At 66.6% G+C, this 24,126-nt stretch carries 20 protein-coding genes and 1 riboswitch; of the genes, 16 read left to right on the forward strand and 4 right to left on the reverse strand.

Annotated elements, in window-relative coordinates; genetic code table 11:
- Nucleotides 1-32: 32 nt before the first annotated feature.
- The gene (locus G7026_RS18615) at nt 33-1,250 is read right to left on the reverse strand and encodes an MFS transporter (protein WP_181072404.1); all 1,218 of its coding nucleotides are present in this window, start codon (nt 1,248-1,250) and stop codon (nt 33-35) included.
- A 96-nt stretch (nt 1,251-1,346) separates the two neighbouring features.
- Here G7026_RS18615 and G7026_RS18620 point away from each other — a divergent pair, with 96 nt between their 5' ends.
- Both G7026_RS18620 and G7026_RS18625 read left to right on the forward strand, forming a co-directional pair.
- Nucleotides 1,347-2,294 carry a LysR family transcriptional regulator gene (locus tag G7026_RS18620; RefSeq protein ID WP_181072405.1) on the forward strand — a complete coding sequence of 316 codons (948 nt, stop codon included), beginning with the start codon at nt 1,347-1,349 and terminating at the stop codon, nt 2,292-2,294.
- A gap of 115 nt (nt 2,295-2,409) precedes the next feature.
- Nucleotides 2,410-2,604, forward strand: coding sequence for a hypothetical protein (locus tag G7026_RS18625; protein ID WP_181072406.1), 195 nt, complete (start codon nt 2,410-2,412; stop codon nt 2,602-2,604).
- A gap of 5 nt (nt 2,605-2,609) precedes the next feature.
- Here the strand turns inward: G7026_RS18625 and G7026_RS18630 are convergent, their stop codons facing one another.
- A complete protein-coding gene (locus G7026_RS18630; RefSeq protein ID WP_181072407.1) occupies nt 2,610-3,080 on the reverse strand; it encodes a nuclear transport factor 2 family protein in 471 nt (156 codons plus the stop codon).
- Between the two features lie 231 nt (nt 3,081-3,311).
- Here G7026_RS18630 and G7026_RS18635 point away from each other — a divergent pair, with 231 nt between their 5' ends.
- Both G7026_RS18635 and G7026_RS18640 read left to right on the forward strand, forming a co-directional pair.
- Entirely contained in the window at nt 3,312-4,232 is a 921-nt protein-coding gene (locus G7026_RS18635; protein WP_181072408.1) for a pyridoxal-phosphate dependent enzyme, read from the forward strand.
- A 292-nt stretch (nt 4,233-4,524) separates the two neighbouring features.
- Nucleotides 4,525-5,193, forward strand: coding sequence for a TIGR04211 family SH3 domain-containing protein (locus tag G7026_RS18640; protein WP_181072409.1), 669 nt, complete (start codon nt 4,525-4,527; stop codon nt 5,191-5,193).
- Nucleotides 5,194-5,234: 41 nt separating this feature from the next.
- Here the strand turns inward: G7026_RS18640 and G7026_RS18645 are convergent, their stop codons facing one another.
- Entirely contained in the window at nt 5,235-6,584 is a 1,350-nt protein-coding gene (locus G7026_RS18645; RefSeq protein ID WP_181072410.1) for an esterase-like activity of phytase family protein, read from the reverse strand.
- A 225-nt stretch (nt 6,585-6,809) separates the two neighbouring features.
- On the opposite strand from G7026_RS18645, the gene G7026_RS18650 reads away from it, so the two are divergent.
- The 10 genes from G7026_RS18650 (at nt 6,810) to atzF (ending at nt 21,495) form a co-directional block, all read left to right on the forward strand.
- Nucleotides 6,810-8,513: an alpha/beta hydrolase gene (locus G7026_RS18650; protein ID WP_308811816.1), complete on the forward strand. Its 1,704-nt coding sequence runs from the start codon at nt 6,810-6,812 to the stop codon at nt 8,511-8,513.
- A gap of 150 nt (nt 8,514-8,663) precedes the next feature.
- Nucleotides 8,664-8,870, forward strand: coding sequence for a hypothetical protein (locus G7026_RS18655; protein ID WP_181072412.1), 207 nt, complete (start codon nt 8,664-8,666; stop codon nt 8,868-8,870).
- Nucleotides 8,871-9,049: 179 nt separating this feature from the next.
- A complete protein-coding gene (locus tag G7026_RS18660) occupies nt 9,050-10,993 on the forward strand; it encodes a DNA topoisomerase III (protein ID WP_181072413.1) in 1,944 nt (647 codons plus the stop codon).
- A gap of 443 nt (nt 10,994-11,436) precedes the next feature.
- A riboswitch (guanidine-I (ykkC/yxkD leader) is annotated at nt 11,437-11,536 on the forward strand.
- Between the two features lie 54 nt (nt 11,537-11,590).
- A complete protein-coding gene (locus tag G7026_RS18665) occupies nt 11,591-12,658 on the forward strand; it encodes a putative urea ABC transporter substrate-binding protein (RefSeq protein WP_181072414.1) in 1,068 nt (355 codons plus the stop codon).
- Between the two features lie 52 nt (nt 12,659-12,710).
- Nucleotides 12,711-13,526 carry an ABC transporter permease gene (locus tag G7026_RS18670; RefSeq protein WP_181072415.1) on the forward strand — a complete coding sequence of 272 codons (816 nt, stop codon included), beginning with the start codon at nt 12,711-12,713 and terminating at the stop codon, nt 13,524-13,526.
- Nucleotides 13,523-14,359 (forward strand): ABC transporter ATP-binding protein, encoded by an 837-nt coding sequence (locus G7026_RS18675; protein ID WP_181072416.1) that lies wholly within the window; start codon nt 13,523-13,525, stop codon nt 14,357-14,359. Before G7026_RS18670 ends, G7026_RS18675 begins: the two co-directional genes overlap by 4 nt.
- Before the next feature lie 2 nt (nt 14,360-14,361).
- The gene (locus G7026_RS18680) at nt 14,362-15,090 is read left to right on the forward strand and encodes an urea amidolyase associated protein UAAP1 (protein ID WP_181072417.1); all 729 of its coding nucleotides are present in this window, start codon (nt 14,362-14,364) and stop codon (nt 15,088-15,090) included.
- Nucleotides 15,091-15,104: 14 nt separating this feature from the next.
- Nucleotides 15,105-15,740: an urea amidolyase associated protein UAAP2 gene (locus G7026_RS18685; protein ID WP_181072418.1), complete on the forward strand. Its 636-nt coding sequence runs from the start codon at nt 15,105-15,107 to the stop codon at nt 15,738-15,740.
- 174 nt (nt 15,741-15,914) lie between these two features.
- Nucleotides 15,915-19,571 (forward strand): urea carboxylase, encoded by a 3,657-nt coding sequence (gene uca, locus G7026_RS18690; RefSeq protein WP_181072419.1) that lies wholly within the window; start codon nt 15,915-15,917, stop codon nt 19,569-19,571.
- A gap of 121 nt (nt 19,572-19,692) precedes the next feature.
- A complete protein-coding gene (gene atzF / locus G7026_RS18695; RefSeq protein ID WP_181072420.1) occupies nt 19,693-21,495 on the forward strand; it encodes an allophanate hydrolase in 1,803 nt (600 codons plus the stop codon).
- A gap of 32 nt (nt 21,496-21,527) precedes the next feature.
- On the opposite strand, the gene G7026_RS18700 is transcribed toward atzF, so the two are convergent.
- Nucleotides 21,528-22,430, reverse strand: coding sequence for a LysR family transcriptional regulator (locus G7026_RS18700; RefSeq protein WP_181072421.1), 903 nt, complete (start codon nt 22,428-22,430; stop codon nt 21,528-21,530).
- 112 nt (nt 22,431-22,542) lie between these two features.
- Here G7026_RS18700 and G7026_RS18705 point away from each other — a divergent pair, with 112 nt between their 5' ends.
- Together G7026_RS18705 and G7026_RS18710 are read left to right on the forward strand one after the other, a co-directional pair.
- On the forward strand, nt 22,543-22,968 hold the full coding sequence (locus tag G7026_RS18705) for a VOC family protein (RefSeq protein ID WP_181072422.1): 426 nt from the start codon (nt 22,543-22,545) through the stop codon (nt 22,966-22,968).
- 168 nt (nt 22,969-23,136) lie between these two features.
- Nucleotides 23,137-24,051 (forward strand): DMT family transporter, encoded by a 915-nt coding sequence (locus G7026_RS18710; protein WP_181072423.1) that lies wholly within the window; start codon nt 23,137-23,139, stop codon nt 24,049-24,051.
- The last annotated feature ends 75 nt before the right edge of the window (nt 24,052-24,126 follow it).

Below are 24,126 nucleotides of genomic sequence, written 5' to 3' on the forward strand. Positions count from 1 at the left end.
CCCGCCCAACGGCGGGCCGATGTCCGCCGGCCCTAGCGATCACGCAGCGGCGTATTCCCCATCATCCGCACGACCAACGCGCCAACCGACGCCAGGGTCGCCAACACCACCACCCCCTGCCATCCCCACCCTGCCAGCGCGAGGCTGCCAAGCCCGGCACCCAGCGCCATGCCGATGAACACTCCGGTAAAGAGCACCGCATTCAGGCGGCTGCGAGCAGCCGGCTCGATCCCGTAGACCATCGTCTGATGGGCGACCAGCGTCGCCTGAATCCCGAAATCGAAACCGATCGCCGCGAGCACGATCAGCCCCAGTTGCGCCTCTGCAGGCAGCGCCTGCGCCAGCCCCATGACAGCGAACGACGCCGTGGCCAGGCCCGCGCCCAGACGGGTGACCCGGTCCGGACCACTGCGATCGGCCAGCCGGCCGGCCAACGGCGCCGCCAGGGCACCGGCCGCGCCGGCCAGACCAAAGGCGCCGGCCGCCGCGCTGCCAAGCCCGAAGCTGCCGTGCAGCATCACCGCCAGTGTCGACCAGAAGGCGCTGAACGCCACCGACAGCAGCCCTTGAGCAAAGGCCGCGCGACGCAACGCCGGATGGCGCGACCACAGCTGCAGCATCGAGCCTAGCAAGGCGCCGTAGCCCAGCGAAGTGGTCGGCGCGAAACGCGGCAGGCTGCGCCAGGCGCCGAGACAGACCAGCGCGATGGACACCGCCGCGAGCCCATACACCGCGCGCCAGCCGAACTGCTCGGCGACCAGCCCGCTCATCACCCGGGACAGCAGAATGCCCAGCAGCAGGCCTGTCATCACTGTTCCCACCACCTTGCCCCGCTGTGTTTCGGGCGCCAGGGTCGCGGCGGCGGGAACGATATCCTGCGCCACCGTCGCCGACAGGCCGATGACGAGGCTTGCGACAAGCAGCCAGCCCACACCCGGCGCGAAGCCGCTGAGCATCAGCGCGAGGGCCAGGACCATCGCCTTGAACAGGATGATCCGACGCCGGTCGTAACGATCGCCCAGCGGCGCCAGCAGCAGGATGCCCAGCGCATAGCCCAGCTGAGTCAGCATCGGCACCATGCCGATGGCCCCGTCGCTTGCATGAATGTCCGGCCCCAGCACGCCGAGCATCGGCTGGCTGTAATAAAGCGTGGCGACGCTGAGCCCGGCGCCGGTGGCCAGTAGCGCGACCATTCCGCGGGAAGGCCCTTCAGCCTGGTCGGACGCATACGTTTTCTGCATGGATGTCATGGTGAGGTCCGTTCTGTTGAGCCGTGACGCCATTGTCTTAGCGGGCGCCTTTGGCCTGTAGTAGGCTGCGTGACAAATCGGATATACGCCAGACGCATGACCAACACGACGCTCGATCGACTCGAACTGCTGCGCACCTTCGTCCGTATCGTCGAGGCCGGCAGTCTTTCGGCCGCCGCCGAGCAGCTCAAGACCACCCAACCGACCATCAGCCGCCGTCTGCAAGCGCTGGAGCGTTCGCTGGGCCTGCAACTGCTGCAGCGCTCCACCCACAGCATGCAGCTGACCGGCGATGGCGAACGCTGCTACGGCTACGGCAAGGCGCTGCTGGAGAACTGGCAGGAAATGGAGGCCGAACTACTGGGCGCCCGGGACGAGCCGCGCGGCACGCTGCGGGTTCAGGTGCCCCACGCTTTCGGTCAGGACCAGTTGATCGCGCCGCTCAGCGAGTACCTGACCCGCCACGCCAAAGTCTCCGTCGAATGGCTGCTCCACGATCGGCGCCCGGACTTCGTCGCCGAAGCCGTCGATTGCGCGATACAGATCGGTGTGGTGAACGACCCCGCGGTCGTCGCCATTCCCCTGGGCGAAGTGCCCCGGATCGTCGTCGCCTCGCCCACTCTGCTCGGCGACCGGCCGCTGCCGGCATCGTCCGAAGAACTGGCGCGACTGCCCTGGCTGGCCCTGCGCACCTACTATCAGGACGAGGTCGCGCTGACCTGCCTGGCGGATGGCCGCAGCCATCGTTTCACCATTCAGCCCCGCCTGAGCACCGACAGCCTCTATGCGCTACGCAACTCGGCGCTGGCCGGGCTCGGCGCCTGCATCTGCTCGGCCTGGGTCGTCGCCCAGGACCTAGCAGAAGGCCGCCTGGTACAGCTGATGCCGCAGTGGCAGGCCGCGCCGCTGCCGGTCTATCTGATCTACCCGTATGCGCGTCGTTATCCGGCGAAGCTGCTCGTGTTCGCCGAGCTGATACGCCAGCGCATGCCGCAGATCACCGGCATGCAGCCGCCACGGGCGCCCGAAAGCGCCGGCAGCTAGCTCTGGCCGCCTTTGGTCGCCAGTAGACCAAGCCTTGAAGGCCTCGCTTGAAAGGCCGATGCCGTGGCGCTATATAGCGTCTCAGTTTCGACCTCGTCACTTCAGAGCCCTTCCCATGACAACCCTGCAGATCGTCCTGTTCTCCGTTCTCAGCCTGAGCGTCGTCAGCGCTGGCGCCTACCTCGACATCCGCGCTTCGGAACGCGACCGGGCGGCACGAACCACCAATTTCAGCGACCCCAACACCCTGCACACTGGCCGCACGCAGCAACGCGAAGCCTCCGAAGCCAAGACCAAAAAGCAGGCCTGACCCCATCACAGGCCCAGGTCGGAAAGGCCCGGATGATCGTCCGGGCGCCGTCCCAGCGGCCAATGGAACTTGCGCTCGCCAGCCTGGATCGGCAGATCGTTGATCGACGCATAACGCAGCGCCATCAAGCCGTTGGCGTCGAACTGCCAGTTCTCGTTGCCGTAGGAACGGAACCAGTTGCCCGAATCGTCATGCCACTCGTAGGCATAACGCACCGCGATCCGGTCACCGGCAAAGGCCCATAGCTCCTTGATCAGCCGATAGTCGAGCTCCTTCGCCCACTTGCGCTGCAGGAAGGCGCGCGCCTCTTCCCGATTGCTGACGAACTCGGCGCGGTTACGCCAACGGGTGTCCGGGGTATAGGCCAGCGATACCCGCTCCGGGTCTCGACTGTTCCAGCCATCCTCGGCCAGACGCACCTTCAAGGTGGCGGACCCCAGATCGAATGGCGGCAACGGTGGGCGGGCATTGGACATGATGTCTCTCCTGGCGATGGTGAAGGCGTCGTTAACCATAGCCTTCCCGAGTCAGCCCGGACGGGGCAATGACAAGCTTCCCTCGGATCGTGCCAATGGACCTGAGCTCGCCTTTGCGACCATGTAAGCGGACCGGCGCCGCGTAACCGACCCTCGTCGAGCCTGATTTCCGAACTGGACCGATTGGCGGCGATGGGTATCCTTGGGCGACGCGTCTCCAGGTGGATACCCATGACACTGCATATCGAAACGCCCCTCGTCGAATCCCGTCCGTTGAGCCTGGCAGCGAACCGCTCCGTATGGATCAAGCTGGATGCACTGCAACCGCCAGGGTCATTCAAGATTCGGGGCATCGGCGCCGCTTGCGAATTGCACGCACGCCGAGGCAAGCGGCGCTTCCTGTCTTCATCCGGTGGAAACGCCGGCATTGCGGTCGCCTACGCCGGCCGCCGTCTGGGTATCCCCGTCACGGTGGTGGTGCCTCAGACCACGACCGAGCGCGCCTGCCAGCTCATTCGCCAGGAGAACGCCGAGGTGATCGTGCATGGCGAAACCTGGCACGAAGCCAACCAGCTGGCGGTTTCGATGCTTGGCGAAGACGACGCCTTTCTCCATCCGTTCGACGATCAGCTGCTGTGGACCGGGCACGCCTCGCTCATCGATGAAGCGGCACGTCAGGGAAACAAGCCGGACGCCGTGGTGCTGTCGGTTGGCGGCGGCGGGCTGTTGTGCGGCGTCATCGAAGGCTTACGTCGCAATGGCTGGGACGACGTGCCTGTTATCGCGGTCGAGACCGAAGGCGCCGACGCACTGGCTCGCTCGCTCGCCCAGGGCTCGCGCATCGAACTGGCGCGCATCGAGAGCATCGCCACCTCCCTTGGCGCCCGACAGGTCTGTCAGCGCGCGTTCGAACTCGCGCAGCAGCATCCCGTGCATAGCCGCGTGGTGAGCGATCGCGAAGCCTTGGCGGCTTGCGAGCGCTTCCTCGACGACCACCGCATCCTTGTCGAACCTGCATGCGGTGCAAGCCTGGCCCTCCCCTATTTCGCCGCGGACTCGCTCGCGGGCGAACGGGTACTGGTGGTGGTATGCGGAGGCGTGACCGCTACGCTCGATCAGCAGCGCCTCTGGCGTGACGCACTGCGTGCGTGAAGCCGCCCGCCTCGATTTCGCAGGCCTTGGTGCGAGCTGCCGGCGCCATGCCCTCGTTGTCGGACGAATTGAACTCGCTGCGCTTTACGCTGTCTCTGAGCTGGCGAACCGCAGGGATGGCGTATTGGCAGGAGCCTTCCCGGCCAACGCATCGCGTGCCCACGCCACCTTCGTCGCAGCAGTCCTCATCTACGCCCGCCGCCTCGCTCGGCGGCGCTTTACCTGACTGCCACGCCCTCGTCGCCGGCTCGAACATCGGGGCCTTTTTCTTTTTCCTTCAGTGAAGATCGCCATGCCCACACCTCGTCACCTTTTCGCATCGCTGTCACCCCGTCTACCCCGCGCCACCCTTTATGCCGGTCTGCTGACTGGCCTGCTCGGCGCCTTCGGCAACGCCCACGCACAGGACGCCGCTAGCAATCAGCGCTGGGTCAGCGACAGTCTCGACACCTATGTGCGTAGCGGCCCCACCGACGGCTATCGCATCGTCGGCACCCTCACTTCCGGCCAGCGTGTCGAATTGATCAGCACCCAGGGCGATTACAGCCAGGTCCGCAGCGAAAGCGGCAGCACCGTCTGGATTCGCAGCAGCGACCTGCAGGAGATGCCCGGGCAGGCCGAGCGCCTGCCCCAGCTCGAACAGCAGGTGGCGGAACTGACCGACCAGCTGGAAACCATCGACGAGACCTGGAAGACCCGCGTGCAGGGCATGCAGGAGACCCTCGATTCGCGCAAGGCACTGATCGATGAGCTGGAAGCGACACGCTCCCGGCTCGATGCGCAACTCAGCGAAACCCAGTCCGAGCTGCGCGAGACTCAGGCGCGCCTGGGCGATGAGAACAACCAGGTGCTGATGCGCTACATGGTCTACGGCGGCAGCATCGCCGGGGCCGGCCTGCTGGCCGGGCTGATCCTTCCGGCCATGACCCGCGGCCGCAAGCGCAACGACCGCTGGTTCTGACCGCCGTTCGCCGGAGCCGTTGTCCGGCGAACGGCGGGTGATCAGCTCGCCTGCGCGTCGCGTCGCACCGGTGATTCGCAGCGTGTGCGCGGATCGTTGGGGCGTTGGGCGGTGCGCAAACCCTGGATCGGGCTGGCCAGGCGGATCTTCAGGAATTCCGACGCATCGGCCGCCGGAGTACGGCCCCCGCCGCCGGGGAAGTTGTTGTCGTTGGTCACCAGCAGCGTCCAGGCATCGAGGGGCAACACGCTTTCGATGGTCACGTAGGGGAAGGTGAACAGCCGCGAGCCGTCGCCGTTGAGATCGTGCGGATCGGCGATGCGCATCAGGTCCACCAGCTCGGTCTTTCTGACTTCGCCGCCATTGGCCACGCGCCGGGTATCGATCAGGTATATCTTCTTGAACGGCACGCCGTTGGTGGCGGTGTCGTTGTTGCGCTCGATCACCAGGAAGCGGGTGTCGTCGATGGCGGTCATGTCGCCGATGGCGTGGCTCGGGTCCTGCAGCCGGTAGACGTAGCGCACGCCGGTATAGCGCTCCTGATCGATATCGAACTCGTTGATCCGCAGGGTACCGGCCGGATCGCCGCTGACGGTTTTCTCCAGCAAGGTGAAGAGGCGGTCGCCGCGCGGGCTGATGGCCATGCCTTCGAAGCCGCCCGAACCGCCGAGGTTGGCAGCCGCACGGCCGGCGATCACGTCCTTGTGTTGCGGCGCATAGACGCCGGGCAGCGATATCTCGCTGCGCAGCACGGTGCCGGAGGCGTCCGTCTTGATCAGGTAGGGTCCGAACTCATCGCCAAACCAGAGCGCGCAGTTCTTGTCGCGGCGCACCGATTCGATGTCGAAATCAGCGCCGGTCAGCAGCCGGCCGAAGCGGATGGACTCGTCCACCGCAGGATTGGCGGGGTTGTCGTAGTAGTGGCTGTAATCGGCCTGCAAGGGGACTTCGAGCTTCTGGTTGATGTCGTTGAGCGTGAGGCGCGAGGGGTGCGTCGGTCTTGCCAGCGGCGTGCCCGCCAGATGGTCCGTGGCGCTCACCGTGCCGCTGCCGCCATTGGCGGTGCGAAAATCCGGGCGCAGGCTGTACAGCCGCAGCAGGGTATCGGCCGAGTTGGCCTGGTTGCCGAAGCCGTTGTCGGTCATGACCACGAAACTGTGCTCGTCCGCCCCCGGCAGAACGGCCGAGAAGCCCTGTACCGGCTGGCGATCGGCATAGGGCGGCAGGTGGGTCCCGTAGGGGTTGGCGCTGACGAACTGGCCCGATGTGGGCCCGTCGGAAAAGCTGTCGGGCGGCAGCACGGCCCAGCCCACCAGCGTGTTTTCGGCAGCAAGCGCACAGGTGGAAAACGCGGCGGCCATGGCCACGCACAACGGCTTCGGAATTCGCATTCGGAGGTCTCCAGTCCGGCAGGGAAGGCGCTGCGCTCGTCGCTACGCAGCGTCACTGACCTTAGGATGCGACTGTGTCAGCATTATGGCGGCGAACCAATCAAGCGACGGTTATCCGTCAACCGGCCTGGCGCCGCAAGCGGAACTGCCGAAAGGCTCAATGCCTCGAACATCAGGCGCCCGCCGTCGCGAGCACATGCCCCGCTTGATCCGACAGGAGTTCCCGTGCTCTACCGCTCCGCCCTTTCCTCATGGCGATCCCTTTCCGGCCTCGGCATCCTGCTCGGCACGCTGTTCTTCTGCGCCGCCCTGACACCGACCCTGGTGCCGCGCTCGGCCGTGGCGCAGGGGGTCCTGTCGGGCTGCGCCTTCGCCGCCGGCTATGGCCTGGGCGTGCTCTGGCGCTGGCTTTGGCGCTACCTGGAGATTCCCGAACCGTCGCAACAGACCCGCATACCGGTGAATCTGGTGATCGAGCTGGTCTGCCTCGCGCTGGCGCTGTTCTGCCTCAGCCAGGCGGCGGGCTGGCAGAACTCCATCCGCGCGCTGATGGACATGGAGCCGGTGACCAGCACGCACCCGCTCCAGGTCTGTCTGGTTGCGCTACTGAGCTTCGTCGTCCTGCTCGCGCTGGCGCGCCTGTACCGCGCCCTCTCGCGCTGGATTTCCAGGCGCAGCGACCGCTTTCTGCCGCGCCGCGTGGCCAACGTCATCGGCGTCGCCCTGGCACTGCTGCTGTTCTGGTCGGTGGCAACGGATCTGCTGGGGCGCCTGGCCTTCCGGGCGCTGGATGCCTCCTTCGCACAATACGACGCCCTGCTGGAGCCCGAGGCCGAGCAGCCGACCTCGCCGCTGAAGACCGGTAGCAGCGCCTCCCTGTTGCGCTGGGACGAGCTCGGACGGACCGGCCGCGAATACATCGGCTCGGCGCCCACGGCTGAAGACATCGCCACGATTTCAGGCCGCGAGGCGCTCGAGCCGATCCGCGTCTACGTCGGCCTGCGTGCGGCCGACACGCCCGAGGAACGCGCCGCGCTGGCGCTGCGCGAGCTGATCCGCGTCGATGCCTTCGAACGCTCGGTACTGGTACTCGTGACCCCGACCGGCACCGGTTGGATCGATCCGGCGGCAATGAACAGCGTCGAATACCTGCACCACGGCGACATCGCCAGCGTCGCCCTGCAGTACTCCTACCTCAACAGCCCCCTCTCGCTGCTGGTCGAATCCGACTACGGCACGGACGTGGCGCGGGCGCTGTTCTCCACGGTCTACGACTACTGGTCCAGCTTGCCGAAAGACCGGCGGCCGAGGCTCTACCTGCATGGCCTGAGCCTCGGCGCGATGCACTCGGAGCGTTCGGCCGAGCTCTACCAGATGATCGGCGATCCCGTCGATGGCGCACTCTGGAGTGGCCCGCCCTTCGAAAGCCGTGGCTGGCGCGCCATCACCGAGGCACGCAACCTGGGCTCGCCGCAGTGGCTGCCGGAGTTTCGCGACGGCGCCTTCGTACGCTTCATGAACCAGCACGGGCTGGCCTCGCCTCCCGGCGCCGAATGGGGCCCCATGCGCCTGGTGTACCTGCAGTACGCCAGCGACCCGATCGTCTTTTTCGACTACCGCACCTTCTACCGCCGCCCCGACTGGACCCGATCGCCGCGCGGTCCGGACGTCTCGCCCGAGCTGCGCTGGTTCCCGGTCGTCACCATGTTGCAGCTGGCGCTGGACATGATCGTCACCACGCCGCCTCCGCCTGGCCACGGCCACGTCTACGCGCCGCGCGACTACATCGAGGCCTGGGTCGCGGTGACGGACGTGCAGGATTGGCCGAGCGAGTCGATCGAACGGGTCAAGGACCACCTCACTCAGGAAATGGCGGCCGCCTCCGCCGCACCGAGCGAAGAGGCGGCCTACGAAAACCGGGGAGGTTGAAGGGCGCGACCGGTCATCCGCCAGATGAGCGGCGTGTTGCCATGGGAATATTCTGCGCTACTATCTTGACGCACTAGGCGATTAGCGACACTTTTTTGACCATCACGACTTGCACCCAGCCAACGCAACTCATCCATGGAGCGGAGAATCATGCGGTACGGCAAAACACTCGCAGCGGCAACGGCAGGGCTGGCCTTGCTTTCCAGCGACAGCGGCTCCCTCTCGGTGGAGTCCGGGGAGCGCCTGGTAGCGCGCCAGCTGGGCACCATCGAGAACATGCCATCACTCCAAGTCTCGGCGCGCCATACCGCTCCGGTGCAGCTGCTGTCTCGTCAGCCAGCACGTTTCATTTTCTAGCCGTCCCGCCTTCGCCCTTGCAGCGTCTGCACGCATTGCAGCTGGCTGCGCGGCGGCAAAGGATGTCTAGCGAGCCTCCAGCACAGCAGCGAAAGCACTGTATATCCATACAGAAAAACATTGCCTGATCGCAGCGTGCGCGCCATGCTTGGCCGGTCGTCACGCCAATCCCAGTGCCCATGCGCCTTCTCCTCTGCGAAAAACCCTCCCAAGCCAAAGATATCGCCCAAGTGCTCGGTGCCCGGCGGCGTGGCGACGGTTGCTGGGTTGGCGACGGGGTGACGGTGACCTGGTGCATCGGCCATCTGCTCGAGACCGCGCCGCCCGATGCCTACGACGCGCGCTACAAGCGCTGGGCGCTGGCCGACCTGCCCATCGTCCCCGAGCGCTGGAGGATGCAGGTCAAGCCCAAGACCGCCGGCCAGTACAAGGCGGTCAAGCGCCTGCTGGGCGAGGCCCGCGAGCTGGTGATCGCCACCGACGCCGACCGCGAGGGCGAGATGATCGCCCGCGAGTTGGTCGAGCATTGCCGCTACCGCGGGCCGATCCAGCGGTTGTGGCTGTCGGCGCTCGATGACGCCTCGATCCGCAAGGCGCTCGCCGCGCTCAAGCCCGGCGCCGACACCTTCAACCTCTACCACGCCGCGCTCGGCCGCTCGCGCGCCGACTGGCTGATCGGCATGAACATGAGCCGACTGTTCACCCTGCTCGGCCGACAGTCCGGCTACCAAGGCGTGCTCTCGGTGGGCCGGGTACAGACACCGACCCTGCGGCTGGTGGTTGACCGCGACCGCGCGATCGCCGACTTCGTGCCCGCGCCCTACTGGACCATCGAAGTGCAGCTGCTCGCCGGAGGCACCCCCTTCGTCGCGCAGTGGCGCGCGCCTGAAGATACCTGCGACGAGCAGAACCGCTGTCTGAACCAGGCGCTTGCGCAGCAGGCCGCCGAGGCCATGCGCGCCGTCGGGGAAGCGCAACTGGTGCAGCTCAAGACAGAGCGCATGCGCGAGGCCGCGCCGCTGCCCTTCGACCTCGGCACGCTGCAGGAGGTGTGCTCGAAGAAGCTCGGCCTCGGCGCGCAGGAGACGCTGGACATCGCCCAGGCGCTCTACGAGACCTACAAGCTGATCACCTACCCACGCAGCGACTGCGGTTACCTGCCACTGAGCCAGCATGGCGAGGCGCCGGCAATTCTCAACGCGCTCGAGCGCGCCGACCCGGCGCTATCGATCCTGCGACCGCATCTCTCGCCGAGCCGCAAGTCTCGCGCCTGGAACGACGCCAAGGTCGGTGCCCACCACGGCATCATTCCCACCGCCGCGACACAGGCCTTCGAACGACTGAGCGGCAAGCACCGCGCCGTCTATACGCTGATCCGCGCGCGCTACCTGGCGCAGTTCCTGCCGACCCACGAGTACGACCGCACCCAGGCCGACTTCGAATGTGGCGGCCAAGCCCTGCGCGCGGTGGGCAAGCAGATCGTCGAACCCGGCTGGAAGCGTGCGCTGCCGGAAGCGCTGGCCCCGGCCAAGGGCCGTGATGCATCTACTGCGCAGACACTCCCGGCCCTGCATCAGGGACAGCGCTACGACGTCGAGCAGGTGAATCTGAAGGATCTGTTCACCCAGCCGCCCAAGCCCTTTACCGAAGGCGACCTGATCAAGGCGATGAAGAACGTCGCCAAGCTGGTCGAGGACCCGCGCCTGAAGCAGAAGCTCAAGGACACCACCGGCATCGGCACCGAGGCCACCCGCGCGAGCATCATCCAGGGGCTGCTCGACCGCGGCTACCTGACCAAGCAGGGCAAGGCGCTGGCCGCCACGCCAGCGGCCTTCAGCCTGATCGACGCCGTACCCCGCCCGATCGCCGACCCGGGCACCACGGCGATCTGGGAACAGGCACTGGACATGGTGCAGAGCGGCGAGATGCCGCTGGAGGAATTCGTCGCCAAGCAGTCGGCGTGGATGGGCAAGCTGGTCGAGCGCTGCGCCGGATTGCGGCTCAGCATCACCGGCCCGGCGCTGACCGGCCCCAAAGGCGCCAAGCCCTGGAAGCGCAAGCGCAGCGGCAAGAGTGCCACCAAGGCCGCGACCAAACGGCCGAGCCGCAAAACGGCCGGCTGATTACAGGACCTGGCTCAGGCCATCGGCATGCCGGCGAAACCTTCCGCCGTACCGACCAACAAGTGACCAGCAGGAGCCGCCTGCTGGTCCGCCTCGGTGGGGTAAGGAAATGCTGGGATCATCGCGGCCAAGACTGGGCGTCCCCGACCGCTCCCACGAGTTATCGAGGACGTCATTGTGCGCCCTGCCTCTGGATCACCGGCGCCAGACATTCGTGCTCGTCGGGCTTGAGATCGACGGCGGCGCGCGCACCGAAATGGCACCACCAAGGTGCAGCAAAGACCGGCAATGCACCACAAGCTGGCAACGCAGCCATCTCCACGAGCGCTCAGCGCCAGCAAAAAGCCCGTTGCCAGGGGCATACACAGCGTTGGCACGCCGTTCGCTAGGGCTTCCTTGTGCAGGAGCTGCCCAGCAGTGCGGGTCCGCGGCACCACAATTTGCCAATAGTCGACTAGGGTTCCGGCTCGCCAACGCGAGTGGCTGGTCCGAGAGTCGACGACCTCCAGTGAGGTTACACGGCGGGATAAAAGCCCGGGAGACAACGCGAATAGCCGCGTGACTCCTGCCTGTCCCTAACCGAACTGGAGATATTCCATGCGCAAGCCCCGTCTGCTCACCCTTCTCGCCGCCACGCTGGCCACCAGTCTGAGCCTTGGTGCCCAGGCGGCCCAGAAGGACAGCTTCAGCGTCTGCTGGACCATCTATGCCGGCTGGATGCCGTGGGAGTACGGCGCGGCGCAAGGCATCGTCGACAAGTGGGCGAAGAAGTACGACATCGCCATCGACGTCGTGCAGATCAACGATTACGTCGAGTCGATCAACCAGTACACCGCAGGCGGGTTCGACGGCTGCACCATGACCAACATGGATGCCCTGACCATCCCGGCGGCCGGCGGTGTGGACTCCACAGCCCTGATCGTGGGCGACTTCTCCAACGGCAACGACGGCATCGTCCTCAAGGGCGAAGGCAAGACCCTGGCCGACCTCAAGGGCCAGCCGATCAACCTCGTCGAGTTGTCCGTCTCCCATTACCTGCTGGCACGCGGGCTCGAAAGCGTCGGCCTCACCGAGCGCGACACGCAGGTGGTGAACACCTCCGACGCCGATCTGGTAGCCGCCTTCGCCACCCGCGGCGTCCAGGCCGTGGCGACCTGGAACCCCTTGCTCGCCGAGGTCGTGGCGCAGCCCGGCACCACTAAGGTGTTCGATTCGACGCAGATCCCCGGCGAGATAATCGACCTGATGGTGGTCAACAGCGAAACCCTGCAGGACAACCCGGACTTCGGCAAGGCGCTGACCGGCGCCTGGTACGAGATCATGGCCACCATGTCCGCCGACACCCCTGAAGGCGAGGCTGCCCGCGAGCACATGGCCGAGGCTTCCGGTACCGACCTGGCGGGCTACGAGGCCCAACTCGCGGCGACTCGCATGTTCTATGACGCCAAGGAGGCGGTTGCCTTCACCACCAGCGCAGAACTGCCGGACACCATGCGCAAGGTGGCCGCGTTTTCCTTCGAGCACGGCCTGCTGGGTCAGGGCGCACCGGATGCCGACGTGATCGGCATGAGCTTCGCCAACGAGCAGACGGTAGGCGACAGCGCGAACATCCAGCTGCGCTTCGACCCTCGCTTCATGCAGATGGCCGCCGACGGCGAGCTCTGAGCCTGTCCCCGTTGCAAGGCGCCGCCCGCGGCGCCGACACCGAGACCCGACCATGCGCCTGATCAATCGCCATCCGGACCGTACCAACCGGGCACTGCTGATGCTGCTGCCCTTCGCGCTGCTGCTCCTGGCTTATTTCATGGGTTCCTCCAGCCGCCTGGCCGAGAACCCCAACGACAAGCTGCTGCCCAGCGCGACACAGATGGTCGCAGCGGTCGACCGCATGGCGTTCACCGAGGACAAGCGCACCGGTGCCTACTTGTTCTGGCAGGACAGCGCCGCAAGCCTCAAGCGCCTCGGCATGGGGTTGGGCATCGCGGCGGTGGTGGGGCTGTGCCTCGGCATCGCGGCCGGCACCCTGCCGCTGCTCGGCGCGCCGCTGTCGCCGCTGCTCACCGTGCTGTCGATGGTGCCGCCGCTGGCGATCCTGCCGATCCTGTTCATCGTCTTCGGCCTCGGCGAGCTGGCCAAGGTGATGCTGATCGTCATCGGCATCACGCCGGTGCTGGCGCGCGATCTTGAGCAGCAGGCCCGGCAGATTCCGGCGGAGTTGCTGATCAAGGCGCAGACCCTGGGCGCCAACACCTGGACGCTGATCCTGCGGGTGGTACTGCCGCAACTCATGCCGCGCCTGTTGATCGCCCTGCGCCTGGTGCTCGGCTCGGCCTGGCTGTTTCTCATCGCGGCCGAGGCCATCGCCTCCACCGACGGTCTGGGCTACCGGATCTTCCTGGTACGCCGGTATCTGGCGATGGACGTGATTCTGCCTTACGTGGCCTGGATCACTCTGCTGGCCTGGAGCATGGACTTCGCCCTGCGCAAGCTCGCCCAGCGGGCCTTCCCCTGGTACGAAGGAGCCAAGGCATGAGCGCGCCCCTCTCTACCCAGCGCCCGGCTGCCAGGTCGTTCATCGAGGTCGACAACGTCTGGCAGGAATACGGCGACCAGGTCGTTCTGGAACGGCTGCAACTGACCGTCCAGGAAGGTGAGTTCTGCACCCTGGTGGGCGCTTCCGGCTGCGGCAAGTCGACCTTCCTGCGGCTGCTGCTGGGCCAGGAGCGCCCGAGCCGAGGCCAGATCCTGCTCGACGGCGCCCCCATCGGCGGCGAACCGGACGCCAGCCGCGGCGTGGTGTTCCAGCGTTATTCGGTCTTTCCTCACCTGACGGTACTGGACAACGTCGCGCTCGGTCTGGAGCTGCCGAAATCGCCGCTACTGGGCCGCCTGTTCGGACATGCCAAGCGTGGCGCACGCGAACAGGCCGAGGCCATCCTGCGCAAGGTCGGCCTCGGCGCCTCGCTGGACAAATTCCCGGCTCAGCTCTCCGGGGGCATGCAGCAGCGTCTGGCGATCGCCCAGGCACTGATCATGAAGCCGCGCGTGCTGCTGCTCGACGAACCCTTCGGCGCGCTCGACCCGGGCATCCGCAAGGACATGCACGCCCTGCTGCTGGAACTGTGGCACGAGACCCGACTGACCGTGTTCATGGTCACCCACGACCTCGCCGAGGGCTTCACCCTGGGCACCCGCATCCTGGTGTTCGACAAGCCCCGGCACGACCCGCACGCCCCGGGCGCCTTCGGCGCGCGCATCACCTACGACATCCCGCTCAACGAAGACCGCCGCGCCACCCGCGCCGCCGTCGCAACCCTGCCGGCGCACCTCGCCGGCGTCCTGAACAGCGCACATCAAGGAGCCTGACCATGAGTGCATCCCTCGCCCTTGCCCCCTCGCTCTACGAGGAAACCGTCCCCGGCGGCGGGCATACCTCGTTCGTACTCAAGCGCGGCCAGCTGCTGCGCGTCACCGACCTCGAAGGCGGCGCCAACGTCAGCCTGCTGATGTTCAACGCCCAGGAGAAGAGCGAACGGCTGAACCTGCCTGACACCCTCAAGGGCCAGCACACCGCCAAGCTCACCGAAGGCCATTGCCTGTACTCGGACATGGGCCGCGTCCTGGCCTGCATCACAGCCGACACCTGCGGCTGGCACGACAGCTTCGGCGGCGTGCTGTCGGCCGACGAGGTGAAGGAGAAGTACGGCGAAGGCCGCTACCAGGAACTGCGCAACGGCTTCTTCCGCAACGGCGTGGACAACCTGCTGGTGGAAATGGGCAAGTGGGAGCTGAACCTGCAGGACCTGCTGATGACCCTCAACCTGTTCAGCAAGGTGAGTGTGGACGCCGACGGAGGCTTCGTCTTCCAGCCCGGCAACAGCAAGGCCGGCGACTACATCGAGCTCTATGCGCCGATGGACACTCTGGTGGTGCTCACCGCCCTGCAGCACCCGATGGACCCGAACCCGGCCTACGCGCCCAAGCCGGTGCAGCTCTCCTGGAAGAAAGTCGAGAGCGACGGCGTCACCGTGCTCTGCCGCACCTCGCGTCCGGAGAACGGACGCGGCTTCCACAACACCGAACGGCTTTACATCTGAGGAAGGGTGCCGACATGACCATCCACGAAAGCAACCTGCATCCCGAAACCGCCGTCTTCCGCCACGAGATTCCGGCCGGCGAGCCCTATCTGTTCGAGGTCAAGGCCGGCCAGACCCTGCGTCTGCTCGACCAGGAAGGCAACCAGGCGATCGACACCCTGTTCTTCGCCGCGAAGAACCCGCGCGAGCGCTTCGATCCGCAGCGCACCCTGCGCAAGCAGAACAAGGTCTACCTCACCACCGGCACGGTGCTCTACTCCAACCTCGGCAACCCGCTGCTGACCATCGTCGCCGACACCTGTGGCCGCCACGACACGCTCGGTGGCGCCTGCGCGCAGGAAAGCAACGTGGTCCGCTATGCGCTGGACAAGCGCTATATGCACAGCTGCCGCGACAACTTCCTGCGCGCCAGCCTGCACGACGGCCGCCTGACCAAGCGCGACATCGGCGCCAACATCAACTTCTTCATGAACGTACCGGTCACCCCCGAGGGCGGCCTGACCTTCGAGGACGGCATCTCCGCCCCCGGCAAGTACGTGGAAATGAAGGCCGAGCAGGACGTGATCGTGCTCATCTCCAACTGCCCGCAGCTGAACAACCCGTGCAACGGCTGGAATCCGACGCCGGCGCAGGTGTTGGTGTGGGATTGAAGCCCATCGGTGGATGACGCAAGCGGTCACCCATCCTACACCGAGCCTCGGCGATCGTAGGGTGGAAAACGGCGCAGCCTTTTCCACCGATGAACCCACCGAGCCACCCCGGACGACCGGGGATGAACGAATAAAGGCGGGACGGCCCGCCAAGCCCCCTGAGGCTCATGGAACATGTTCGACAAACTTCTGATCGCCAACCGCGGGGCCATCGCCTGCCGCATCCTGCGTACCCTGAAGGCACTCGACTGCCAGGGCGTGGCCGTCTACTCCGAGGCCGACGCCGCCAGCCTGCATATCCAGCAGGCCGACGAGGCGCACAGCCTCGGCGACGGCCCGGCCGCCGGCACCTACCTGGTGGTGGACAAGATTCTCGGCATCGCCAGGGCCACCGGCGCCAAGGCCATCCACCCGGGCTACGGGTTCCTCTCCGAGAACGCCGCCTTCGCCGAAGCCTGCGAGGCGGCGGGCATCGCCTTCGTTGGCCCGACCCCGGAGCAGCTAAGGGTATTCGGCTTGAAGCACACCGCCCGTGCGCTGGCCAAGCAGCACGGCGTGCCGATGCTCGAAGGCACCGAGCTGCTGGACAGCCTCGCCGAGGCGCTGGCCGCCGCCGAACAGGTCGGCTACCCGGTGATGCTCAAGAGCACCGCCGGCGGTGGCGGTATCGGCATGCGCGTCTGCCGCTCGGCCGCAGAACTCTCGGACGCCTTCGAGGCGGTCAAGCGCCTGGGGCAGAACAATTTCAGCGACGCCGGCGTGTTCATCGAGAAGTACATCCAGCGCGCCCGCCACCTTGAAGTGCAGGTGTTCGGCGACGGCCGTGGCGAGGTGATCGCCCTTGGCGTGCGCGACTGCTCGGTACAGCGGCGCAACCAGAAGGTCCTGGAAGAAACCCCGGCGCCCAATCTGCCGGCGGGCATGGCCGAGGCACTGTGCACGGCGGCAGTCAAGCTGGCCAAGGCGGTCAACTACCGCAGCGCCGGCACCGTCGAGTTCGTCTACGACAGCGAGGCCGAGCGCTTCTACTTTCTTGAAGTGAACACCCGACTGCAGGTCGAGCATGGCGTCACCGAGCAGGTCTGGGGCGTGGACCTGGTGCGCTGGATGATCGAGCTGGCCGCCGGCGATCTGCCGCCGCTGGCCGAACTGGTCAGCAGTCTTGAACCCAAGGGCCATGCCATTCAGGCGCGCCTCTATGCCGAGGACCCGGGCCGCGACTTTCAGCCGAGCCCGGGTCTGCTGACCGCTGTGGACTTCCCCGAGGCCGACGGGAATCTGCTGCGCATCGACACCTGGGTCGAGGCCGGCTGCGAGATCCCGCCCTACTTCGACCCGATGACCGCCAAGCTCATCACCTGGGCACCGACCCGTGACAAAGCCAGCGCCGCGCTCGACCAGGCGCTGGCAGGCAGCCTGCTCTACGGCGTCGAGACCAACCGCGACTACCTGCGCCAGATCCTTGCCTACGCGCCCTTCGCCGAGGGCAATCCCTGGACCCGCTGCCTCGAGGGTCTGAGCTACCGCGCCAGCACCTTCGAAGTGCTCTCCGCCGGCACCCAGACTACCGTGCAGGACTATCCCGGCCGGCTCGGCTACTGGGCGGTGGGCGTGCCGCCATCGGGGCCGATGGACAGCCGCGCGCTGCGCCTGGGCAATGCCCTGCTGGGCAACGCGCCCGATGCCGCGGGCCTTGAAATCACCATGAGCGGGCCGTTGCTGCGCTTCAACACCGATGCGGTGGTCGCCGTGACCGGCGCGGTCATCCCGCTGAAGCTGGACAACGTCGACCAGCCGATGTGCACGGCGATCCGGGTCGAGGCCGGCAGCACCCTGGCGCTGGGCACCATTGCCGGCGCCGGTGCGCGCACGTACCTCGCCGTGCGCGGCGGCCTTCAGGTGCCGGACTACCTTGGCAGCAAGAGCACCTTTACCCTCGGTCAATTCGGTGGCCATGCCGGCCGCGCACTGCGTGCTGGCGACGTGCTTCACGTCCTGCCCCTGACCGACGCCAGCGCGGGCGCCAGCCTGCCCGCAGAACTCTGTTCGGCGCTCCCGGCGGTACGCGAGATGCGGGTGATCTACGGCCCGCACGGTGCGCCGGAATACTTCACCGAAGGCTATATCGAGACCTTCTTCGCCACCGCCTGGGAAGTGCACTTCAACTCCAGCCGCACCGGCGTGCGCTTGATCGGCCCGAAACCCGAGTGGGTGCGCGAGAGCGGCGGCGAGGCCGGCCTGCATCCGTCGAACATCCACGACAACCCCTACGCCATTGGCGCGGTGGACTTCACCGGCGACATGCCGGTGATTCTCGGCCCGGATGGCCCGAGCCTGGGCGGCTTCGTCTGCCCGGTGACCATTATCGAAGCGGACCTCTGGCAGCTCGGCCAGCTCAAGGCCGGTGACAAGGTGCGTTTCGTGCCAGTGGACGTGACGACCGCGCGGGCGCTGGCCAAAGCACTGAATGAGGAATGCGCGACGCTCCGTGGGAGTAATGCCTGTGAGAGCGGTCTTGACCGCGAATCCGGTGCATCCCCCTTCGCGGTAGAGACCGCTGCCACGAAGAGCAGAGCCCTCACCTCCCCGATCGTTCTCGACATCGGCCAGGCCGACACCCGACTGGTGGCGCGGCTGTCCGGCGACACGCATCTCTTGCTGGAAATCGGCCAGCCGGAGCTGGACCTTGTGCTGCGCTTTCGCGCCCATGCCTTGATGCAAGCCTTGGAAGCAAAGCACCTTGATGGCGTAATTGACCTGACCCCCGGCATCCGCTCGCTGCAGGTGCACTACCAGCCGGAAACCCTGCCGCTGCAAACGCTGCTCGACACCGTCGCTGGCCTGTGGGACGCGGTGTGCTCGGCGCAAGATCTCAAGGTCCCCTCGCGCGTCGTCCACTTGCCGCTGTCCTGGGACGATCCGGCTTGCACGCTGGCCATCGAGAAGTACATGACCACCGTGCGCAAGGATGCGCCCTGGTGTCCAAGCAACCTGGAGTTCATCCGCCGCATCAACGACCTGCCCAACCTCGACGAGGTCTACCGCACCGTGTTCGAGGCCAGCTACCTGGTGATGGGCCTGGGCGACGTCTACCTCGGCGCGCCGGTGGCCACCCCGCTGGACCCGCGTCATCGGCTGGTCACCACCAAGTACAACCCGGCGCGCACCTGGACCGCGGAAAACTCGGTGGGCATCGGCGGCGCTTACATGTGCGTTTACGGCATGGAAGGCCCGGGCGGCTACCAGTTCGTCGGCCGCACGTTGCAGATGTGGAACCGCTACCGCGAGGTCGAGGCCTTTGGCGGCCAGCCGTGGCTGTTGCGCTTCTTTGACCAGATCCGGTTCTACCCGGTCTCGGCAGACGAACTGCTGAAGATCCGTCGCGACTTTCCACTAGGCCGCTACCCGCTGCGCATCGAGGAAACCGAGCTGCGACTGTCGGACTACCAGGCGTTCCTCGACCGCGAGGCAGAAGGCATAGCCGCCTTCCGCCAGCAGCAACGCGCGGCGTTCGATGCCGAGCGCCAGCGCTGGATCGAGTCCGGCCAGGCGCATTTCGAGAGCGAAGAAGTAGCCGTCGAACTCGACGAAGACGCCCCGCTGGGCGCTGGTGAACACGGCATCGAGAGCCACATTGCCGGCAACCTCTGGCAGGTGCAGGTGGAGCCGGGCGCGACGGTCGCGGCCGGCGACGTATTGGTCATCCTCGAGAGCATGAAGATGGAAATCCCTATCACCGCTCCGGTCGGCGGCGTGGTGAAGGACGTCCGCGTGCAACCCGGCTCCCCCGTGCGCGCCGGCCAGCGTGTGGTGGTGATCGAGCAAGCGTAGCCGGACCAAGCCCTACACCTGGGAGGACCACGCTCCACCGACCCACCAACCGGCCCCGAGCCGGCCCGAAATCAATGGCGGAAAAGGCTGCGCCGTTTTCCACCCCCCGAAGGACACGAGCATGAACGACACATTCGACCTGCGTCTCAACACCTTGCGCGCGGCCTATGCCTCCGGTGAAACCACCCCGCGCCGGCTGATCGCCCAGCTGAGCGAAAAGGCCGCTGCGCTCAACCCTGAGTTCAAGCTATTCATCCATCTGATGACAGCGGACGAACTGGAACCCTATCTCGCCGCACTCGACGGCAAGTCCCCCGCCGAGCTGCCGCTGTTCGGCGTCCCGTTCGCCATCAAGGACAACATCGACCTGGCCGGCATTCCCACCACCGCCGCCTGCCCGGCCTTTGCCTACACGCCAGGCACCAGCGCCACCATCGTCGATCAGTTGATCGCCCTCGGCGCTGTTCCGCTGGGCAAGTGCAACCTCGACCAGTTCGCCACCGGCCTCAACGGCACCCGCTCGCCTTATGGCGAATGCCGCAACAGCGTACTCCCGGACTACCCCTCCGGCGGCTCCAGCGCCGGCTCGTCCCTGGCCGTGGCACTGGGCGTGGCGAGTTTCGCGCTGGGCACCGACACAGCCGGCTCGGGTCGCGTGCCCGCGGCGCTAAACAACCTGGTGGGGCTCAAGGCGAGCCGTGGCCTGATCTCCACCGCTGGTGTGGTGCCGGCCTGCCGCACGCTCGATTGCGTCACCTACTTCACCGCCACTGCGGCCGAAGCCAGCCAACTGCTGGCGCTGACCGCCCGGCTCGACCCACGGGACGCGTACAGCCGCGCCAACCCGTCGTGGAACGACGGCTCGGCCTTCGGCAAGGTGGCTCGCTTTCGCTTCGGCGTACCGACGAACCTGGAATTTCTCGGCTGCTCGGAAAGCCCCACGCTGTTCGCGGCCACCGTTGAGCATCTGCAAGCGATGGGCGGCGAGCCGGTGGGGATCGATTTCGGACCGTTCCTCGAAGCCGCGCGTCTGCTTTATGAAGGCCCCTGGGTTGCCGAGCGCTACAGCGTTGCTGGCGAGCTGATCGAGCAGCAGCCCGACGCCGTGCTGCCGGTGATCCGCGCCGTGCTGGAGAAAGCGCCCGGCACAACCGCTGTGCAGCTGTTCCGCGCCCAGTACCGCCTGCAGGAACTCAAGGCAATCTGCGACCAGATCATGGACGAGGTCGATTGCGTGCTGACCCCAGCCTATCCACGCCCGGTCACCCTGGACGAGCTGCACGCCGAACCGGTCAAGCGCAACTCGGACTTGGGCTACTACACCAACTTCATGAACATGCTGGACTACGCCGCAGTGGCTGTGCCGGCCGGCACGATGCGCAGCGGGCTGCCTTGGGGCGTGACGCTATTCGGCCGAGTGTTCACCGACCAGTACCTGCTAAGCCTGGCCGATGCCCTGCAGCGCGAGACCACGCTGCCGCTGATTGGCATCAACGCCATCGATACCCCTGCCCCGGCCACATCGGCACGCAACGACCGCGCACGGGTAGTGGTCTGCGGCGCGCACCTGGACGGCCTGCCGCTGAACTGGCAGCTCAGGCAGCGCGGCGGGCGCCTGCTCGAAGCCACCCAGAGTTCGCCGGACTACAAGCTCTACGCACTGGCTGGCGGCCCGCCGTTCCGCCCGGGCATGGTCCGCGTTACCGAGGGCGGTGCGGTAATAGAGGTGGAAGTCTGGGAAATCCCCAGCAGCGAGCTGGGCTCCTTCCTCAGCGGCATCCCGGCGCCCCTCGGCCTGGGCAAGGTGCAACTGGCCGACGGGCGCTGGGAAACCGGATTCATCTGCGAGCCGTACGGGCTCGACGGCGCGCAGGACATCACCGGGTTCGGCGGCTGGCGCGCCTATATCAAGAGCCGGGGCTGAGCCCACAGCCGCATCGACGGCAGGCGCAACCGTCACGGTCGACAGGCGGCGCGTGCGGGTCGTTCGATCTCGGCTGTCGCTGACGTCAGACACTGGCGAAACAGCTGGTGAAGGGGCAGCTGCCGGTTGGCATGGCGGCTGACCAGCATCAGCTCGCGATGGAAGGTGGCGCTGCCCAGGGACAGGATGCGCACCGTCGGCGGACGTTCGAGCCAGAGGCCGGCGCAGGGCACCAGGGCGACGCCCAGGCCGCTTTCGACCATCTTCACGATGGCGTCGAGCTCGTCCAACTCCAGCCCCGGCCGCACGTCCAGGTGATGCTTGCGCAGGAAGCGGCTGACCTGGCGACCGCCGAAGGAGTTGCGGTCGTAGCGCACGAACGGCTGCTCGACCAGCAACGCGAACGGGTCGTCGCCCGGCAGGTCGATTGGCGTGATGAGCACGAACGGCTCCCGCTGGATCAGCTCGGCGTGCAGCTCCTTGGGTAGCGCGAAGGGTGGCCGGATCATGATCGCCAGATCGATGTCGCCGGAGTCGACCAGCGACAGCAGGTTCAGCGACACGCCGGGCACCAGCTTGGGCTCGACGCCGGGCGCCTCCTCCAGCAAGCGCAGCAGCACGGGCGGCAACAGGCCGGTCTGCACGGTGCTGATCGCGCCGATGCGCAGCGCGCCGCGGTACTCGTCCAACGTCTCGGGACGGCCCATCAGCGCAAAGGTTTCGATGATCTGCTCGGCCAGGGGCAAGGCGCGCCGCCCCGCGGCGTTGAGATGGGCAGAGCGACCGGTTCGATCGAACAGACGAAGGCCCAGCGCGCTTTCGAGGTTCTTGATCTGGGCGCTGACCGCCGATTGGGTGAGGCCTATCTTCTGGCCTGCGGCGGCGAAACTGCCGCACCGCGCGATCGCCAGCAACGTCTTGAGTTCACGAACCATGGTCACTCCGATCGATCGATTTCTTTAAGGCTCGCGGCAAAAGATATCCGCTGTTGGCGAGCCCCTCAAATCGGCAAGATGGCTCACAACCTACGATCAGCAGGAATCCTCGATGAGCCTCTCTCCTTTCCACCTCGCGATCCCCGTCTACGATCTCCCCGCTGCGCGGCACTTCTATGGCGAGGTGTTCGGCCTGGCCGAGGGCCGCTCCTCGGATCACTGGGTCGATTTCGATTTCTATGGCCACCAGCTGGTGATTCACGAGCATCCACGCACCGAGTCCCAGGAAGCGGCCCATACCAATGCTGTCGATGGTCACGACGTACCGGTGCCGCACTTCGGCATCGTCCTCAGCTGGCCGGAATGGGAAGCCCTGGCCGAGCGCCTGCGCGCCCGCGGTACGCAGTTCGTCATCGAGCCCTACGTGCGGTTCAAGGGCCAGGTCGGCGAGCAGGCCACCATGTTTCTCTTCGATCCTTGCGGCAACGCCCTGGAGTTCAAGGCGTTCAAGGACATGAGCCAGCTGTTCGCCAAGTGAGGGTGCCGCCCGCTTCGTGATCCGGAAGGCGCGGTCCCCGGGGTGTCAGCCGCGCCACGGCCAGACGGGTACCCCTGCACCCGTCCGGCGAGCCGGAAGAGCGGGCGTCTTTGCGTCAGGTCACTGACTCACCCACAATGCCCGGTCCCGCCTTAGCGAGACGCTTCGATGGATTCGCGCAAAGCCCTCGACGTTACAGCCGTTAGCCTGATGCTGCTCCTGTGCGTGACCTGGAGCATGCAGCAGATCGCCCTGAAAGCGACCGAGCCGGACTTCTCACCCGTGCTGCAGATCGCCCTGCGCTCGGGTATCGGCGCCCTGCTGGTGGCACTGCTGATGCTGTGGCGGCGCGAGCGGCTGACAGTATCCGACGGCATCTGGATCCCGGGCTGCCTGGCCGGCGCGCTGTTCGCGTTGGAGTTCCTGCTCGTCGGGGAGGCGGTGCAGCACACCTCGGCCGGACACGTGGTGGTGTTCGTCTATACCGCACCGGTCTTCGCCGCCCTGGGCCTGCACTGGAAGTTGCCGAACGAGCGCCTAGCGCCGCTGCAGTGGCTGGGTATCGGCCTGGCGTTCGCGGGCATTGCCGTGGCCTTCCTGCGCGGCGCCCGGACCGACACGGCGCTTGCCGGCATGCTCTGGGGCGACTTCCTCGCCCTGCTCGCCGGCGCTGCCTGGGGCGCGACCACCGTGCTGGTGCGCACTACCGCCCTCTCTTCCCTCCCGGCAACCCAAACGCTGCTGTACCAACTCCTGACGGGCTTCGTGCTGCTCTTGCCGGTGGCGCTGCTTGCCGGCTACACGCGATTCAACCCGACACCGCTGGTCTGGCTGAGCCTGGGCTTCCAGTCCATCGTCGTCTGCTTCGCGAGTTTCCTGATCTGGTTCGCGCTGCTGCGCCGTTACCTCGCCTCCCGGCTCGGCGTGCTGTCGTTCCTGACACCCTTGTTCGCCGTCGCACTCGGCGTCTGGCTGCTGTCGGAACCGATCGAGCCCGGCTTCATCGCCGGCGCCCTCCTGGCGCTGGGCGGTATCGTACTGGTCAGTGGCCATGGCTGGATTGCCGCCCTGCTCAAGCGCTGACCCAAACCATTGCGTCCGAGATAGACGCCGTCCTGCCGATTAGGGGCGGCCGAGCCCGTCGGGTTAGCATTAGCG

This window comes from Stutzerimonas azotifigens (assembly GCF_013522725.1).
In the GTDB taxonomy this organism is placed as follows: Bacteria; Pseudomonadota; Gammaproteobacteria; order Pseudomonadales; family Pseudomonadaceae; genus Stutzerimonas; species Stutzerimonas azotifigens_A.

Coding starts and splice junctions, on each gene's coding strand:
- G7026_RS18615 (WP_181072404.1), bottom strand. CDS start 1,250: ATGACATCCATGCAGAAAACGTATGCGTCCGACCAGGCTGAAGGGCCT.
- G7026_RS18620 (WP_181072405.1), top strand. CDS start 1,347: ATGACCAACACGACGCTCGATCGACTCGAACTGCTGCGCACCTTCGTC.
- G7026_RS18625 (WP_181072406.1), top strand. CDS start 2,410: ATGACAACCCTGCAGATCGTCCTGTTCTCCGTTCTCAGCCTGAGCGTC.
- G7026_RS18630 (WP_181072407.1), bottom strand. CDS start 3,080: ATGTCCAATGCCCGCCCACCGTTGCCGCCATTCGATCTGGGGTCCGCC.
- G7026_RS18635 (WP_181072408.1), top strand. CDS start 3,312: ATGACACTGCATATCGAAACGCCCCTCGTCGAATCCCGTCCGTTGAGC.
- G7026_RS18640 (WP_181072409.1), top strand. CDS start 4,525: ATGCCCACACCTCGTCACCTTTTCGCATCGCTGTCACCCCGTCTACCC.
- G7026_RS18645 (WP_181072410.1), bottom strand. CDS start 6,584: ATGCGAATTCCGAAGCCGTTGTGCGTGGCCATGGCCGCCGCGTTTTCC.
- G7026_RS18655 (WP_181072412.1), top strand. CDS start 8,664: ATGCGGTACGGCAAAACACTCGCAGCGGCAACGGCAGGGCTGGCCTTG.
- G7026_RS18660 (WP_181072413.1), top strand. CDS start 9,050: ATGCGCCTTCTCCTCTGCGAAAAACCCTCCCAAGCCAAAGATATCGCC.
- G7026_RS18665 (WP_181072414.1), top strand. CDS start 11,591: ATGCGCAAGCCCCGTCTGCTCACCCTTCTCGCCGCCACGCTGGCCACC.
- G7026_RS18670 (WP_181072415.1), top strand. CDS start 12,711: ATGCGCCTGATCAATCGCCATCCGGACCGTACCAACCGGGCACTGCTG.
- G7026_RS18675 (WP_181072416.1), top strand. CDS start 13,523: ATGAGCGCGCCCCTCTCTACCCAGCGCCCGGCTGCCAGGTCGTTCATC.
- G7026_RS18680 (WP_181072417.1), top strand. CDS start 14,362: ATGAGTGCATCCCTCGCCCTTGCCCCCTCGCTCTACGAGGAAACCGTC.
- G7026_RS18685 (WP_181072418.1), top strand. CDS start 15,105: ATGACCATCCACGAAAGCAACCTGCATCCCGAAACCGCCGTCTTCCGC.
- uca (WP_181072419.1), top strand. CDS start 15,915: ATGTTCGACAAACTTCTGATCGCCAACCGCGGGGCCATCGCCTGCCGC.
- atzF (WP_181072420.1), top strand. CDS start 19,693: ATGAACGACACATTCGACCTGCGTCTCAACACCTTGCGCGCGGCCTAT.
- G7026_RS18700 (WP_181072421.1), bottom strand. CDS start 22,430: ATGGTTCGTGAACTCAAGACGTTGCTGGCGATCGCGCGGTGCGGCAGT.
- G7026_RS18705 (WP_181072422.1), top strand. CDS start 22,543: ATGAGCCTCTCTCCTTTCCACCTCGCGATCCCCGTCTACGATCTCCCC.
- G7026_RS18710 (WP_181072423.1), top strand. CDS start 23,137: ATGGATTCGCGCAAAGCCCTCGACGTTACAGCCGTTAGCCTGATGCTG.